This window comes from Citrobacter amalonaticus (genome assembly GCF_018252635.1).
Lineage (GTDB): Bacteria > Pseudomonadota > Gammaproteobacteria > Enterobacterales > Enterobacteriaceae > Citrobacter_A > Citrobacter_A amalonaticus_E.
In genome coordinates, this window is record NZ_JAGTXM010000001.1 from 806,600 (window position 1) to 822,156 (window position 15,557).

General features: G+C 55.4%; 18 protein-coding genes. 15 read left to right on the top strand and 3 right to left on the bottom strand.

What is annotated here, in order from left to right:
• Positions 1-85 precede the first annotated feature (85 nt).
• The 10 genes from cysD (at position 86) to pcm (ending at position 7,517) form a co-directional block, all read left to right on the top strand.
• Positions 86-994, top strand: coding sequence for a sulfate adenylyltransferase subunit CysD (gene cysD / locus KE671_RS03725; RefSeq protein WP_042322572.1), 909 nt, complete (start codon positions 86-88; stop codon positions 992-994).
• 9 nt (positions 995-1,003) lie between these two features.
• Positions 1,004-2,431, top strand: a complete 1,428-nt coding sequence (gene cysN, locus KE671_RS03730) for a sulfate adenylyltransferase subunit CysN (protein ID WP_206161762.1) — start codon at positions 1,004-1,006, stop codon at positions 2,429-2,431.
• Positions 2,431-3,036, top strand: a complete 606-nt coding sequence (gene cysC / locus KE671_RS03735) for an adenylyl-sulfate kinase (protein WP_206161763.1) — start codon at positions 2,431-2,433, stop codon at positions 3,034-3,036. Before cysN ends, cysC begins: the two co-directional genes overlap by 1 nt.
• A gap of 46 nt (positions 3,037-3,082) precedes the next feature.
• Complete coding sequence (locus tag KE671_RS03740; RefSeq protein WP_206161764.1) at positions 3,083-3,406, top strand: DUF3561 family protein; 324 nt, start codon at positions 3,083-3,085, stop codon at positions 3,404-3,406.
• A gap of 183 nt (positions 3,407-3,589) precedes the next feature.
• Positions 3,590-3,901, top strand: a complete 312-nt coding sequence (gene ftsB / locus KE671_RS03745; protein WP_042288707.1) for a cell division protein FtsB — start codon at positions 3,590-3,592, stop codon at positions 3,899-3,901.
• Between the two features lie 18 nt (positions 3,902-3,919).
• The gene (gene ispD, locus KE671_RS03750) at positions 3,920-4,630 is read left to right on the top strand and encodes a 2-C-methyl-D-erythritol 4-phosphate cytidylyltransferase (protein WP_206161765.1); all 711 of its coding nucleotides are present in this window, start codon (positions 3,920-3,922) and stop codon (positions 4,628-4,630) included.
• Positions 4,630-5,109: a 2-C-methyl-D-erythritol 2,4-cyclodiphosphate synthase gene (gene ispF, locus KE671_RS03755; RefSeq protein WP_001219244.1), complete on the top strand. Its 480-nt coding sequence runs from the start codon at positions 4,630-4,632 to the stop codon at positions 5,107-5,109. The genes ispD and ispF overlap by 1 nt, the downstream gene beginning before the upstream one ends.
• The gene (truD, locus tag KE671_RS03760; protein WP_206161766.1) at positions 5,106-6,155 is read left to right on the top strand and encodes a tRNA pseudouridine(13) synthase TruD; all 1,050 of its coding nucleotides are present in this window, start codon (positions 5,106-5,108) and stop codon (positions 6,153-6,155) included. The genes ispF and truD overlap by 4 nt, the downstream gene beginning before the upstream one ends.
• A complete protein-coding gene (gene surE / locus KE671_RS03765) occupies positions 6,136-6,897 on the top strand; it encodes a 5'/3'-nucleotidase SurE (RefSeq protein WP_206161767.1) in 762 nt (253 codons plus the stop codon). Before truD ends, surE begins: the two co-directional genes overlap by 20 nt.
• Positions 6,891-7,517 carry a protein-L-isoaspartate O-methyltransferase gene (gene pcm / locus KE671_RS03770; protein ID WP_061075113.1) on the top strand — a complete coding sequence of 209 codons (627 nt, stop codon included), beginning with the start codon at positions 6,891-6,893 and terminating at the stop codon, positions 7,515-7,517. Before surE ends, pcm begins: the two co-directional genes overlap by 7 nt.
• A gap of 113 nt (positions 7,518-7,630) precedes the next feature.
• Here pcm and KE671_RS22775 read toward each other — a convergent pair whose 3' ends face one another.
• Positions 7,631-7,774, bottom strand: coding sequence for a peptidase (locus KE671_RS22775; protein WP_241029730.1), 144 nt, complete (start codon positions 7,772-7,774; stop codon positions 7,631-7,633).
• Here KE671_RS22775 and nlpD point away from each other — a divergent pair.
• Entirely contained in the window at positions 7,707-8,783 is a 1,077-nt protein-coding gene (gene nlpD, locus KE671_RS03775) for a murein hydrolase activator NlpD (protein ID WP_241029761.1), read from the top strand. The genes KE671_RS22775 and nlpD overlap by 68 nt on opposite strands.
• 62 nt (positions 8,784-8,845) lie before the next feature.
• On the top strand, positions 8,846-9,838 hold the full coding sequence (rpoS, locus tag KE671_RS03780; RefSeq protein ID WP_000081550.1) for an RNA polymerase sigma factor RpoS: 993 nt from the start codon (positions 8,846-8,848) through the stop codon (positions 9,836-9,838).
• A 105-nt stretch (positions 9,839-9,943) separates the two neighbouring features.
• Here rpoS and KE671_RS03785 read toward each other — a convergent pair whose 3' ends face one another.
• Entirely contained in the window at positions 9,944-10,354 is a 411-nt protein-coding gene (locus KE671_RS03785) for a MarR family winged helix-turn-helix transcriptional regulator (protein ID WP_206161769.1), read from the bottom strand.
• A gap of 171 nt (positions 10,355-10,525) precedes the next feature.
• Here KE671_RS03785 and KE671_RS03790 point away from each other — a divergent pair, with 171 nt between their 5' ends.
• Genes KE671_RS03790 through KE671_RS03800 form a run of 3 tightly spaced genes read left to right on the top strand, consistent with a single transcriptional unit; the run spans position 10,526 to position 12,793 of the window.
• Entirely contained in the window at positions 10,526-11,119 is a 594-nt protein-coding gene (locus KE671_RS03790) for a non-oxidative hydroxyarylic acid decarboxylases subunit B (RefSeq protein ID WP_206161770.1), read from the top strand.
• Positions 11,119-12,546, top strand: a complete 1,428-nt coding sequence (locus tag KE671_RS03795) for a non-oxidative hydroxyarylic acid decarboxylases subunit C (RefSeq protein WP_206161771.1) — start codon at positions 11,119-11,121, stop codon at positions 12,544-12,546. Before KE671_RS03790 ends, KE671_RS03795 begins: the two co-directional genes overlap by 1 nt.
• 10 nt (positions 12,547-12,556) lie before the next feature.
• On the top strand, positions 12,557-12,793 hold the full coding sequence (locus tag KE671_RS03800; RefSeq protein ID WP_206161772.1) for a non-oxidative hydroxyarylic acid decarboxylases subunit D: 237 nt from the start codon (positions 12,557-12,559) through the stop codon (positions 12,791-12,793).
• 96 nt (positions 12,794-12,889) lie between these two features.
• Here the strand turns inward: KE671_RS03800 and mutS are convergent, their stop codons facing one another.
• The gene (gene mutS, locus KE671_RS03805; RefSeq protein WP_206161773.1) at positions 12,890-15,451 is read right to left on the bottom strand and encodes a DNA mismatch repair protein MutS; all 2,562 of its coding nucleotides are present in this window, start codon (positions 15,449-15,451) and stop codon (positions 12,890-12,892) included.
• Positions 15,452-15,557 lie beyond the last annotated feature (106 nt).

Sequence of the window (15,557 nt, forward strand, 5' to 3'; positions counted from 1 at the left end):
TTCGTAATTTCATTCGTTCTCCTGCGCTCCCTATAGTCGGGTTATCTGACGTGCTCGACATTTGCGGTATTGTAAAGGAACGGTTATGGACCAAAAACGACTCACCCACCTGCGACAGCTGGAGGCCGAAAGCATCCACATCATTCGCGAGGTGGCAGCAGAATTTTCGAACCCGGTAATGCTGTACTCCATCGGTAAAGATTCCAGCGTCATGCTGCATCTTGCCCGTAAGGCATTTTACCCGGGCTCGCTGCCGTTTCCGCTGCTGCATGTCGATACCGGCTGGAAGTTTCGCGAAATGTATGAATTCCGCGATCGTACTGCCAAAGCGTACGGCTGCGAGCTGCTGGTACATAAAAACCCGGAAGGGGTGGCGATGGGCATCAATCCGTTTGTCCACGGCAGCGCCAAGCACACCGACATTATGAAAACGGAAGGGCTGAAGCAGGCGCTGAACAAATACGGTTTTGACGCCGCATTTGGCGGCGCGCGTCGCGATGAAGAAAAGTCGCGAGCGAAAGAGCGCATCTACTCCTTCCGCGACCGCTTTCATCGCTGGGACCCTAAAAATCAGCGTCCTGAGCTGTGGCATAACTACAACGGGCAGATTAACAAGGGCGAAAGTATCCGCGTCTTCCCGCTGTCTAACTGGACGGAACAGGACATCTGGCAGTACATCTGGCTGGAAAACATTGAGATCGTCCCGTTGTATCTGGCGGCAGAGCGCCCGGTGCTGGAGCGTGACGGCATGCTGATGATGATCGATGACGATCGCATCGACCTGCAGCCTGGAGAAATGATCAAAAAACGGATGGTTCGTTTCCGCACCCTCGGCTGCTGGCCGCTGACCGGTGCCGTGGAATCAAACGCGCAAACGCTGCCGGAAATCATTGAAGAGATGCTGGTCTCGACCACCAGTGAACGTCAGGGCCGCGTGATTGACCGCGACCAGGCGGGCTCTATGGAGCTGAAGAAACGTCAGGGGTATTTCTAAGGAGCCGCCATGAACACCACACTTGCACAACAAATCGCGAATGAAGGCGGCGTCGAAGCCTGGATGGTCGCCCAACAACACAAAAGTCTGCTGCGCTTTCTGACCTGCGGCAGCGTGGATGACGGCAAAAGCACTCTGATTGGCCGGCTGCTGCACGATACACGCCAGATTTATGAAGATCAGCTGTCATCGTTGCATAACGACAGCAAACGTCACGGTACGCAGGGAGAGAAACTGGATCTGGCGCTGCTGGTGGATGGCCTGCAGGCCGAGCGGGAGCAGGGGATTACCATTGACGTGGCGTATCGCTATTTCTCCACTGAGAAACGCAAATTTATCATTGCGGATACCCCAGGGCATGAGCAATACACCCGTAATATGGCGACCGGCGCATCAACCTGCGATCTGGCGATCCTGCTGATCGATGCCCGTAAAGGTGTGCTGGATCAGACCCGTCGTCACAGCTTTATTTCAACACTGCTGGGGATAAAACATCTGGTGGTGGCGATCAACAAAATGGATCTGGTCGACTACAGCGAAGAGACCTTTGCGCGCATTCGGGAAGATTATCTGACCTTTGCCGAACAGTTGCCGGGGAATCTGGATATCCGCTTTGTCCCGCTCTCCGCCCTGGAGGGCGACAACGTGGCCACCCAGAGCGTCAGCATGCCATGGTACAGCGGCCCTACCTTGCTTGAAGTGCTGGAGACGGTTGAGATTCAGCGTGTGGTTGATACCCAGCCGATGCGTTTCCCCGTACAGTATGTTAACCGCCCGAACCTCGATTTTCGGGGATATTCCGGTACGCTGGCCTCTGGCAGCGTCAGGGTTGGGCAGCGTGTAAAGGTGCTGCCGTCCGGCGTGGAATCCAGCGTGGCGCGGATCGTCACCTTTGATGGCGATCTGGACGAAGCCTTTGCCGGGGAAGCGATCACCCTCGTCCTGGAAGACGAAATTGATATCAGTCGTGGCGATCTGCTGCTGGCGGCAGAAGAAAATCTCCCGGCGGTACAAAGCGCGACGGTAGATGTGGTCTGGATGGCGGAACAGCCGCTGGCGCCGGGGCAGAGTTACGAAATTAAAATCGCCGGTAAAAAGACCCGTGCTCGCGTGGATCATGTTCAGTATCAGGTGGATATCAACAACCTGACGCAGCGTGAAGTGGATAATCTGCCGCTGAACGGCATTGGCCTGGTGAATCTGACCTTTGATGAGCCGCTGGTGCTGGATACCTATCAGCAGAACCCAGTGACCGGGGGGCTGATCTTTATCGATCGCCTGAGCAACGTTACCGTGGGGGCCGGTATGGTTCGCGAACCGATTGTGCAGGAGATCGCTGCGCCGTCAGCGTTCAGTGCCTTTGAGCTGGAACTGAATGCGCTGGTACGTCGACACTTCCCGCACTGGGGCGCTCGCGATCTGCTGGGAGGAAAATAATGGCGCTGCATGACGAAAACGTCGTCTGGCATGCCCATCCCGTCACACCGCAACAGCGCGAGCAACACCACGGTCATCGTGGTGTTGTGCTGTGGTTTACCGGGCTGTCTGGGTCCGGTAAATCAACAGTCGCCGGGGCGCTGGAAGAGGCGTTACATCAACTGGGTGTCAGTACCTATTTGCTGGATGGCGATAACGTTCGCCATGGCCTGTGCAGCGATCTGGGGTTTAGCGATGCCGATCGCAAAGAGAACATCCGTCGCGTGGGTGAAGTTGCAAACCTGATGGTAGATGCAGGGCTGGTGGTACTGACGGCGTTTATTTCTCCGCACCGCACGGAGCGACAAATGGTACGCGAACGTGTCGGTAAGGGACGTTTCATTGAAGTGTTTGTGGATACGCCGCTGGAAATCTGTGAAGCCCGTGATCCGAAGGGATTATACAAAAAAGCGCGTGCTGGCGAATTGCGCAACTTCACCGGAATTGATTCCGTATACGAAGCGCCTGAATCGCCAGAGGTTCATCTGAATGGCGAACAATTAGTAACAAATTTAGTCGCCCAATTATTAGACCTGCTGAGGCAGGACGATATTATCAGATCCTGAGACACCGGGCCCTGGTGCCCGGTGAGTCAACGCCACAGGATTTGATATGCGCAATAGCCAGAATATTACTCTCACCACGACAGATGCGTTTGCTGCCGATGACGAAACCACCTGGTCGCTGCCGGGCGCAGTGGTAGGGTTTGCCTCGTGGCTGCTGGCACTGGGGATCCCCTTTCTGGTTTATGGCCCTAACACGTTGTTTTTCTTCATCTACACCTGGCCTTTCTTTCTGGCGCTGATGCCCGTTGCGGTGGTTGTGGGTATCGCGCTGCATTCCCTGCTCAAGGGGAAATTGCGCTACAGCATTGTCGCAACGCTGCTGACTGTTTGCGCCCTATTCGGCGCACTGTTTATGTGGTTGCTGGGCTAAAGCGCGACGGCTGTCCATAATTCAAACCGTAACTAACAATGAGATGATGTTCTCAGGGTTCTGGGTATACGTTATAAAGGGCAATTGTGGTACATTTGCCCGCGTTGTTGCGGCTTTCCCGTCCGCAAACGTCGTGTCGTTTGCGGAAGTATGGGAGGATGATGCCGTTTTTCAGGGGGCAGGATGGGTAAACTAACGCTGCTGTTGCTGGCTTTACTGGTCTGGCTACAGTATTCACTGTGGTTCGGTAAGAACGGCATACATGATTACAGTCGCGTCAATGATGACGTGGCGGCGCAGCAGGCGACGAACGCCAAACTTAAAGCACGTAACGATCAGCTCTTTGCCGAAATTGACGATCTCAATGGCGGTCAGGAGGCTATCGAGGAGCGTGCACGTAACGAACTCAGCATGACTAAGCCGGGCGAAACGTTTTATCGTCTGGTGCCCGACGCGTCTAAACGCGCGCAAACTGCGGGGCAAAATACTCGTTAAACCAGCCCAGGAAATCACATGGCAGCCACTTTTTTGGATGTTTGCGCCGTGGTGCCGGCGGCCGGATTTGGTCGCCGTATGCAAACGGAATGTCCGAAGCAATATCTCTCGATCGGCAATAAAACCATTCTCGAACACTCGGTCTTTGCGCTGCTGGCGCATCCCCGGGTGACCCGCGTGATCATCGCGATAAGCCCCGGCGACAGCCGCTTTGCCCAACTCCCTCTGGCACAGCATCCGCAAATTACCGTCGTGGACGGGGGAAATGAACGTGCAGATTCCGTACTGGCAGGATTACAGGCCGCGGAAGACGCCGAATGGGTGCTGGTACATGATGCGGCGCGCCCCTGTCTGCATCAGGATGATTTAGCGCGCCTGCTTGCGCTAAGTGAATCCAGCCATACCGGCGGGATCCTTGCCGCACCGGTGCGCGATACCATGAAACGTGCGGAACCGGGTAAAACGGCGATCGCTCACACCGTCGAGCGTAACGATTTATGGCACGCGCTGACGCCGCAATTTTTCCCTCGCGAGCTGCTGCATGACTGTCTGACGCGTGCGCTGAATGAAGGGGCAACCATCACCGATGAAGCCTCGGCGCTGGAATATTGTGGTTTCCATCCACAGCTTGTTGAAGGACGGGCTGATAACATCAAAGTGACCCGTCCGGAAGATTTAGCGCTGGCCGAGTTTTATCTGACCCAAACGACCCACCAGGAGAATTTGTAATGCGAATTGGACACGGTTTTGACGTACACGCCTTTGGCGGGGAAGGCCCAATTATCATTGGTGGCGTGCGTATTCCCTATGAAAAGGGGCTGCTGGCGCATTCTGATGGAGACGTCGCACTGCATGCGCTCACCGACGCGCTGCTTGGCGCGGCGGCACTGGGAGATATTGGCAAACTGTTTCCGGACACGGATCCGGCATTCAAAGGCGCGGACAGCCGCGAGTTATTGCGCGAAGCGTGGCGTCGGATCCAGGCAAAAGGTTATACCCTGGGCAACGTCGATGTGACTATTATTGCTCAGGCGCCGAAGATGCTACCGCACATCCCGCAAATGCGCGTGTTTATTGCTGAAGACCTCGGCTGCCACATGGATGATGTGAACGTAAAAGCCACCACCACGGAAAAACTCGGCTTTACCGGGCGTGGGGAAGGGATTGCCTGCGAAGCGGTGGCATTACTCATGAAGGCCGCGAAATGACAGAGTTTGATAATCTCACGTATCTCCACGGTAAGCCGCAAGGCTCCGGGTTGCTGAAAGCCAGTCCGGAAGATTTTGTGGTGGTCGAAGATTTGGGTTTCGAACCGGATGGTGAAGGTGAGCACATTCTGGTGCGTATTCTCAAAAACGGCTGCAACACCCGTTTTGTGGCTGATGCGCTGGCGAAGTTTCTGAAAATTCATGCCCGCGAAGTGAGTTTTGCCGGGCAAAAGGATAAGCATGCCGTCACGGAACAGTGGCTGTGCGCGCGCGTACCGGGCAAAAACATGCCCGACCTGAGCGCCTTCCAGCTTGAAGGCTGCAAGGTACTGGAATATGCGCGCCACAAACGCAAGCTACGTTTAGGCGCGCTGAAGGGCAATGCGTTCACGCTGGTGCTGCGGGAAATAAGCCATCGTGATGAAGTGGAATCGCGCCTGCAGGCGATAAACACTGGCGGCGTACCGAACTATTTCGGCGCTCAGCGTTTTGGCATTGGCGGCAGTAACCTGCAAGGCGCACTGCGCTGGGCTGAAAGCGACGCACCGGTTCGCGATCGCAATAAACGCAGTTTTTGGTTGTCGGCAGCCCGTAGTGCGTTGTTTAATCAAATAGTCAGCGAGCGTCTGAAAAAAACAGACTTTAATCAAGTTGTTGACGGCGATGCGCTACAATTAGCGGGACGCGGAAGCTGGTTTGTCGCCACGCAAGAAGAGCAGGCGGAATTACAGCGTCGTGTCGATGAAAAAGAACTGATGGTGACGGCTTCGCTTCCCGGCAGCGGCGAGTGGGGGACACAGCGGGATGCGCTGGCGTTCGAACAGTCCGCGATTGCCGAGGAGACCGCGTTGCAGTCGCTGCTGCTGCGCGAAAAAGTCGAGGCCTCGCGAAGAGCGATGCTGCTCTATCCGCAGCAGTTACGCTGGAACTGGTGGGATGACGTCACCGTGGAGTTACGTTTTTGGCTGCCGGCGGGGAGCTTCGCCACCAGCGTTGTGAGGGAACTGATCAACACAATGGGTGATTATGCGCATATTGCTGAGTAACGATGATGGGGTCCACGCGCCCGGTATACAAACGCTGGCGAAAGCCCTGCGGGAGTTTGCTGACGTACAGGTCGTCGCCCCGGATCGGAACCGCAGCGGTGCGTCAAACTCGCTGACGCTTGAATCCTCTCTCCGGACGTTTACCTTTGAAAACGGCGATATCGCTGTGCAGATGGGTACGCCCACTGACTGTGTGTACCTGGGCGTCAATGCGCTCATGCGCCCGCGTCCGGACATCGTAGTCTCGGGAATTAATGCCGGCCCCAACCTGGGAGACGACGTTATCTATTCCGGCACCGTCGCGGCGGCAATGGAAGGGCGTCATCTTGGCTTTCCGGCGCTTGCCGTGTCGTTAGACGGTCATCAGCATTACGAGACCGCGGCGGCTATTACCTGTCGGATCTTACGCGCCCTGCGCCGTGAACCGCTGCGTACCGGTCGGATCCTCAATATCAACGTGCCCGATTTGCCGCTGGATCAGATCAAAGGGATCCGCGTGACGCGTTGCGGCAGTCGTCATCCGGCAGATAAAGTGATCCCACAAGAAGATCCGCGCGGCAACACGCTGTACTGGATAGGCCCACCGGGTGACAAATACGACGCCGGCCCTGATACCGATTTTGCGGCAGTGGACGAAGGTTACGTGTCCATTACGCCGTTGCATGTAGATTTAACCGCGCACAGCGCGCATGATGTGGTTTCTGACTGGTTAGATAGCGTGGGAGTTGGCACGCAATGGTAAGCAGACGCGTACAGACGCTTCTTGATCAACTGCGCGCGCAGGGGATTCGCGATGAGCAGGTGCTTAATGCCCTGGCCGCGGTGCCGCGCGAGAAATTTATTGATGAAGCGTTTGAACATAAAGCCTGGGATAATATCGCGTTACCAATAGGTCAGGGACAGACGATTTCGCAGCCATACATGGTGGCGCGAATGACCGAACTCCTCGAACTGACGCCGCAGTCGCGGGTGCTGGAGATTGGCACGGGTTCCGGGTATCAGACGGCGATACTGGCGCACCTGGTACAGCAGGTTTGTTCAGTCGAACGTATTAAAGGTTTGCAATGGCAGGCGCGTCGCCGCCTGAAACAGCTCGATTTACACAATGTTTCAACTCGTCACGGTGATGGATGGCAAGGCTGGCAGGCACGCGCGCCATTTGACGCTATCATTGTGACGGCAGCTCCGCCAGAAATTCCGACCGCGTTGATGACGCAACTGGATGAAGGCGGCATTCTCGTCTTGCCCGTGGGTGACGAGCATCAGTTTCTGAAACGGGTGCGTCGTCGGGGCGGCGAATTTATTATCGACACCGTGGAGGCGGTACGTTTTGTTCCCTTAGTTAAAGGGGAACTCGCGTAAGAAGCGGTTCCGAATACCTGGAATTTTCCTGGAGTTTTCGGAACGGGTCAGCGTATCGTGGTCACATTTTCCAGTGTCCATTTGCTGTCTGCACGATTATACGTCACTGGTTGTTAACCACTTTTTCCTGGGGGATAAATGAGCGCGGGAAGCCCAAAATTCACCGTTAGCCGCATTGCGGCACTGTCACTGGTTTCGCTATGGTTGGCGGGTTGTTCAAATTCATCGAATCCGCCTGCGCCGGTAAGCTCCGTCAATGGTAATGCGCCGACGAATACCAGTTCTGGCATGCTGATCACGCCGCCACCGAAAATGGGGACGACGACGTCCGCTCCGCAGACACCGCAAATTCAACCGGTGCAACGCCCGACAACGCAACCGACGATAGTTCAACCGGTCGCCGAGCAACCTGTACAGATGGAAAACGGACGTATTGTCTACAATCGCCAGTATGGGAACATTCCGAAAGGTAGCTACAACGGCGGCAGTACTTACACCGTTAAAAAGGGCGATACGCTTTTTTATATCGCCTGGATCACCGGGAACGATTTCCGCGACCTGGCACAACGCAACAACGTCCAGGCCCCGTATGCCCTGAATGTTGGGCAAACGCTGCAGGTGGGCAATGCATCGGGCGCGCCAATTACCGGCGGTAATGCGATTACTCAGGCCGACGCAGCAGAGCAAGGAGTTGTGACCAAACCTGCACAAAATTCCGCCGTCGCTGTTGCGTCGAAACCGACAATTACGTATTCTGAGGACTCAGGTGAACAAAGTGCTAACAAAATGTTGCCGAACAACAAGCCTGCTGGGACAGTCGTCACAGCACCTGTAACGGCTCCAGCAGTTAGCGCAACCGAATCGACAGCAAGCAGTTCGTCTACCAGTTCGCCAATCTCCGCCTGGCGCTGGCCGACTGACGGCAAAGTGATCGAAAACTTTGGGGCTTCCGAGGGAGGCAATAAAGGGATCGACATTGCAGGCAGTAAGGGACAGGCTATTATCGCGACCGCCGATGGGCGCGTGGTCTATGCCGGTAACGCACTGCGCGGTTACGGTAATCTTATTATCATCAAACACAACGATGATTACCTGAGTGCCTACGCTCATAACGATACAATGCTGGTCCGGGAACAACAAGAAGTGAAGGCAGGACAGAAAATAGCGACGATGGGTAGCACCGGAACCAGTTCTACACGTTTGCATTTTGAAATTCGTTACAAGGGGAAATCCGTAAACCCGCTGCGTTATTTACCGCAGCGATAAAGCGGCGGAACCAGGCTGACACTTGCTAGTTCCGTCAAGGGATCACGGGTAGGAGCCACCTTATGAGTCAGAATACGCTGAAAGTTCATGATTTAAATGAAGATGCGGAGTTTGATGAGAACGGAGTTGAGGTTTTTGACGAAAAAGCCTTAGTTGAAGAGGAACCCAGTGATAACGATTTGGCTGAAGAAGAGCTGTTATCGCAGGGGGCCACACAGCGTGTGTTGGACGCGACTCAGCTTTACCTTGGTGAGATTGGTTATTCGCCACTGTTAACGGCCGAAGAAGAAGTGTATTTTGCGCGTCGCGCACTGCGTGGAGATGTTGCCTCTCGCCGTCGGATGATTGAAAGTAACCTGCGTCTGGTGGTGAAAATTGCCCGCCGTTATGGCAATCGCGGTCTGGCGTTGCTGGATCTGATCGAAGAGGGCAATCTGGGGCTTATCCGTGCCGTCGAGAAGTTTGATCCGGAACGTGGGTTCCGCTTCTCAACATACGCAACCTGGTGGATTCGCCAGACGATTGAACGGGCTATTATGAACCAAACCCGTACCATTCGACTGCCGATTCACATTGTTAAAGAACTGAACGTCTATCTGCGTACCGCGCGTGAGTTGTCCCATAAACTGGACCACGAACCCAGCGCGGAAGAAATTGCAGAGCAACTGGATAAGCCGGTTGATGACGTCAGCCGTATGCTCCGTCTTAACGAGCGCATTACCTCGGTAGACACCCCGTTGGGGGGCGATTCCGAAAAAGCGTTGCTGGATATCCTGGCCGATGAGAAAGAGAACGGTCCGGAAGACACCACGCAAGATGACGATATGAAACAGAGTATCGTCAAATGGCTGTTCGAACTGAACGCCAAACAGCGTGAAGTGCTGGCACGTCGTTTCGGTCTGCTGGGTTATGAAGCGGCGACACTGGAAGATGTAGGCCGGGAAATCGGTCTGACTCGTGAACGTGTTCGTCAGATTCAGGTTGAAGGCCTGCGCCGTCTGCGTGAAATTCTGCAGACTCAGGGGCTGAATATCGAAGCGCTGTTCCGCGAGTAAGCACTGTTCTAACAAGAAAGGCCAGCCTCTTGAGGCTGGCCTTTTTCTTTCGGGTTTTTGACATTAGGGTTTCGCGGACGAAGGCAAACGGGAGCGTACTCAGGTTTATTTATCAGGCATCATTTTCTTGATGAGCAGGGCGAATTGCGCACGTTCCTCGTCATTTAACCGTCCCAGAAACTCCTCATCTACCAGGTTTCCTAACGGCATGCTTACTTTCAGCAATGCTTCTCCCTCTGCGGTCAGGTAAACGAAGCGGCGACGTTTATCCAGCGGATCGTTCTCACGCCTCACCAGTCCGCGCGTTTCCATTCTGCTCAGCATTTCCGCCAGCGTCGCTTTAGAACTGACGGCGGCTTCCATCAGGTTAACCTGTTCAATGCCGGGATGTTCCGCAATGGCACGCATCACCGCGTATTGTGGTTTAGTGAGATCCGGCAACGCGTGCTGCCAACGCGCCGTATGTTGCTGGAACAGCTGGCGTAACAGGTGAAACGCTTTATTCCGTAACTCCATGAAAACTCCAGGCTAAAAAACATTCCTTCTATCATAACGGGTAACGCCGCGTTTTTTAACGAGGAAATCTTAAGCTATACGTGCGAAAAAAAACGGATGATCTTGTCGGCGTTGTTTCATCGGGGTAATTTAATAAAAACGTTCGTATACGAACAAATTATGGAGTGATGAATGAGACTGATTGTGGGGATGACCGGAGCAACGGGGGCGCCGCTGGGCGTAGCGCTGTTGCAGGCGCTGCGGAAAATGCCGGAGGTGGAAACACATTTGGTGATGTCGAAGTGGGCCAAAACCACCCTTGAGCTGGAAACGCCTTACAGTGCGCGTGATGTTGCCGAACTGGCGGATTTTTGCCACAGCCCGGCGGATCAGGCGGCGACAATCTCGTCTGGGTCGTTTCGTACCGACGGCATGATCGTTATTCCCTGTAGCATGAAAACGTTGGCCGGTATACGTGCTGGCTATGCCGACGGACTGGTGGGCCGTGCCGCTGACGTGGTGCTGAAAGAAGGGCGCAAACTGGTGCTGGTGCCACGTGAAATGCCGCTCAGCACGGTACATCTCGAAAACATGCTCGCTCTGTCTCGCATGGGTGTGGCGATGGTGCCGCCCATGCCCGCTTTCTATAACCATCCACAATCCGTTGATGATATTACGCAACACATTGTGGCCCGTATCCTGGACCAGTTTGCGCTGGAGTATCCGCACGCGCGTCGCTGGCAGGGGTTATCGCAGGCACAGAATTTTTCACAGGAGAATGAATAATGGCATTTGATGATTTGCGCAGCTTTTTGCAGGCGCTCGACGACCAGGGGCAACTGCTGAAAATCAGTGAAGAGGTAAACGCGGAGCCGGATCTGGCCGCGGCCGCCAACGCGACGGGCCGTATTGGCGACGGCGCTCCGGCGCTATGGTTCGACAATATCCGTGGTTTCACCGATGCGCGTGTAGCGATGAATACCATCGGCTCCTGGCAAAATCATGCCATTTCATTGGGCTTACCGCCGAATACGCCGGTGAAAAAGCAGATTGATGAGTTTATCCGTCGCTGGGATAAATTTCCGGTTGCCCCACAACGCCGGGCAAATCCGGCGTGGGCGGAAAACAGCGTTGATGGTGAAGAGATTAATCTGTTCGATATTTTGCCGCTGTTTCGTCTGAACGACGGCGATGGCGGATTTTATCTGGATAAAGCCTGCGTGGTTTCCCGCGATCCCGTCGACCCGGACACCTTCGGCAAGCAGAACGTCGGTATTTATCGGATGGAAGTGAAGGGCAAGCGTAAGCTGGGGCTGCAACCGGTACCGATGCACGATATCGCGCTGCATCTGCATAAGGCGGAAGAGCGCGGTGAGGATTTACCGATCGCCATTACGTTGGGTAACGATCCCATCATTACCCTGATGGGTGCAACGCCGCTGAAATACGATCAGTCCGAATATGAGATGGCGGGGGCGCTGCGTGAAAGTCCGTATCCCATCGCCACTGCGCCGTTGACCGGGTTTGATGTGCCGTGGGGATCGGAGGTGATCCTGGAAGGGGTAATTGAAAGCCGCAAACGCGAAATCGAAGGGCCGTTCGGCGAGTTCACCGGCCACTATTCCGGTGGTCGCAATATGACGGTGGTGCGTATCGATAAAGTGTCGTATCGCAGCAAACCGATTTTTGAATCCCTCTATCTCGGCATGCCGTGGACGGAAATCGACTACCTGATGGGACCGGCAACCTGTGTGCCGCTGTATCAGCAACTGAAAGCGGAATTCCCGGAAGTTCAGGCGGTCAACGCCATGTATACCCATGGACTGCTGGCGATCATCTCGACCAAAAAGCGCTACGGTGGTTTTGCCCGGGCGGTGGGGCTGCGCGCGATGACCACGCCACACGGGCTGGGCTACGTGAAGATGGTGATCATGGTGGATGAAGATGTTGATCCGTTCAACCTGCCGCAGGTGATGTGGGCGCTGTCGTCGAAGGTCAACCCGGCGGGGGATCTGGTTCAGCTACCGAATATGTCGGTACTGGAACTGGATCCGGGCTCAAGTCCGGCGGGGATCACTGACAAGCTGATCATCGACGCAACCACGCCGGTGGCACCCGATAACCGTGGTCACTACAGCCAGCCGGTGTGCGATCTTCCGGAAACCAAAGCCTGGGCTGAAAAGCTGACTGCCATGCTGGCCAACCGTAAATAAGGAGTTTCAGATGATTTGCCCACGTTGTGCTGATGAACATATTGACGTCATGGCGGTCTCGCCAGTAAAAGGGATCTGGACGGTGTATCAGTGCCAACATTGCCTGTACACCTGGCGTGATACGGAACCGTTACGTCGTACGAGCCGTGAACACTACCCGCAGGCGTTTCGTATGACGCAGAAAGATATCGATGAGGCGCCGATGGTGCCAGGTATTCCGCCGCTGCTGGCAGAAGATAAGCGCTAACGAAGGGCCGGATGACGGCTGATGCCTTATCCGGCCTGGGAAGTACAATACCGTTAGAGTGTAGGCCCGATACGCAAAGCGTCATCGGGCTTTTTCTTACACCAGACTTTTCAGACGATAGATCCATTCCAGCGCCTGACGGGGCGACAGGGAATCCGGATCGAGATTTTCCAGGGCTTCAACGGCGGGAGACGTCTCTTCGGGGACAGACAGCAGCGACATCTGCGTGCCATCCACCTGTGTTGCCGCCGCGTTCGGCGAAATGCTCTCCAGCTCGCGCAATTTCTGCCGCGCACGTTTGATCACCTCTTTTGGAACGCCCGCCAGCGCCGCGACCGCCAGGCCGTAGCTCTTGCTTGCTGCTCCGTCCTGTACGCTGTGCATAAAGGCGATGGTATCGCCGTGCTCCAGCGCATCCAGATGAACATTCGCCACACCTTCCATTTTCTCCGGCAACTGTGTCAGCTCGAAGTAGTGCGTAGCAAACAGCGTCAGCGCTTTGATTTTATTCGCCAGATTTTCTGCGCACGCCCACGCCAGCGACAAACCGTCGTAAGTGGATGTCCCGCGGCCAATCTCATCCATTAATACCAGACTGTTTTCGGTGGCGTTATGCAGGATATTGGCGGTTTCGGTCATCTCTACCATGAAGGTGGAGCGCCCGGAGGCCAGATCGTCCGCCGCACCCACGCGGGTAAAGATACGATCGATTGGGCCAATCTCCACTTTCTGCGCCGGTACGTAGCTGCCGATATAGGCCAGCAGCGCAATCAGCGCGGTCTGGCGCATATAGGTACTTTTACCGCCCATATTTGGCCCGGTAATGATCAGCATTCGGCGCTGTGGGGAGAGGTCCAGCGGGTTGGCGATAAACGGCTCATTCAGTACCTGTTCCACCACCGGATGGCGGCCCTCGGTAATACGAATACCCGGCTTATCGCTGAAGGTTGGACAGGTGTAGTTCAGCGTATACGCGCGTTCGGCCAGATTCACCAGTACATCGAGTTCCGCCAGCGCACTGGCGCTCTGCTGTAGATCCGCCAGATGCGGCAGCAGCAGGTCAAACAGTTCGTCATAGAGCTGTTTTTCCAGCGCCAGCGCTTTGCCCTTGGACGTCAGAACTTTATCTTCGTACTCTTTCAGTTCCGGGATGATGTAGCGTTCGGCGTTTTTCAGCGTCTGGCGGCGGACATAATTGATGGGCGCGAGGTGGCTCTGCCCACGACTAATCTGGATGTAATAACCGTGTACTGCGTTGAAGCCGACTTTCAGCGTGTCCAGCCCGGTACGCTCACGTTCGCGGATCTCCAGCCTGTCGAGATAGTCGGTCGCGCCGTCGGCCAGCGCGCGCCACTCATCGAGCTCTTCGTTGTAGCCTGGTGCGATAACGCCGCCGTCGCGGACCAGTACCGGCGGCGCGTCAACGATCGCGCGCTCCAGCAGTTCCCGCAGTTCAGTGAATTCGCCCATTGTTTCGCGCAGCCTTTGTACGGGGGCGCTGTCCACCGGTTCGAGCTGTGCACGCAGTTCCGGCAACTGCTGGAAAGCGTGGCGCATACGGGCGAGATCGCGCGGACGGGCGGTACGCAGTGCCAGACGGGCAAGAATACGTTCCAGATCGCCCACCTGGCGCAGCACCGGCTGTAGCTCGCTGGTCGCATCCTGTAGCGAGCCGATTGTCTGCTGGCGTTCAGTCAGGATTGTCGTGTCGCGTACCGGCATGTGCAGCCAGCGTTTGAGCATACGACTGCCCATTGGCGTCACAGTGCAGTCGAGCACGGAGGCCAGCGTGTTTTCCACGCCGCCCGCCAGATTCTGAGTAATCTCCAGGTTGCGGCGCGTCGCGGCATCCATAATGATGCTATCCTGCTGGCGTTCCATGGTGATAGAGCGAATATGCGGCAGGGAGGTGCGCTGCGTATCCTTGACGTACTGCAACAGGCAGCCAGCGGCGCAAAGTCCGCGCGGCGCATTTTCAACGCCAAAGCCAATCAGATCGCGGGTACCAAACTGTAAATTCAACTGCTGACGTGCGGTATCAATTTCAAATTCCCATAGCGGACGACGACGTAATCCACGACGACCTTCAATCAGCGCCATCTCCGCGAAATCTTCGGCGTACAGCAGTTCCGCCGGATTGGTACGCTGCAGTTCGGCGGCCATCGTTTCGCGATCGGCAGGTTCGCTCAGACGAAAACGGCCGGAGCTGATGTCCAGCGTGGCATAACCGTAGCCTTTGCTGTCCTGCCAGATGGCGGCGAGCAGGTTGTCCTGGCGCTCCTGTAACAGAGCCTCATCGCTGATGGTGCCCGGCGTAACAATACGTATGACTTTCCGCTCAACCGGTCCTTTGCTGGTGGCTGGATCGCCAATCTGTTCGCAAATAGCAACAGATTCTCCCTGATTGACCAGTTTGGCGAGATAGTTTTCAACCGCATGATGGGGAATGCCCGCCATCGGGATGGGTTCGCCTGCGGAGGCGCCGCGCTTCGTCAGCGAAATATCGAGCAGTTGCGACGCCCGTTTTGCATCGTCGTAAAAGAGTTCGTAAAAGTCCCCCATGCGATAGAAAAGCAGGATCTCCGGGTGCTGTGCCTTCAGCTTGAGATACTGCTGCATCATCGGGGTGTGGGCGTCGAGATTATCGATTGTACTCATGGAGTTGTGTCCAGTTCCCTGAATGTAAATGGGTTGCGATACTTGTCGTTTTCGTTGTTATCACACAAGGGACACATGATAGCGGAGATACGCATTTCAGGGAAAG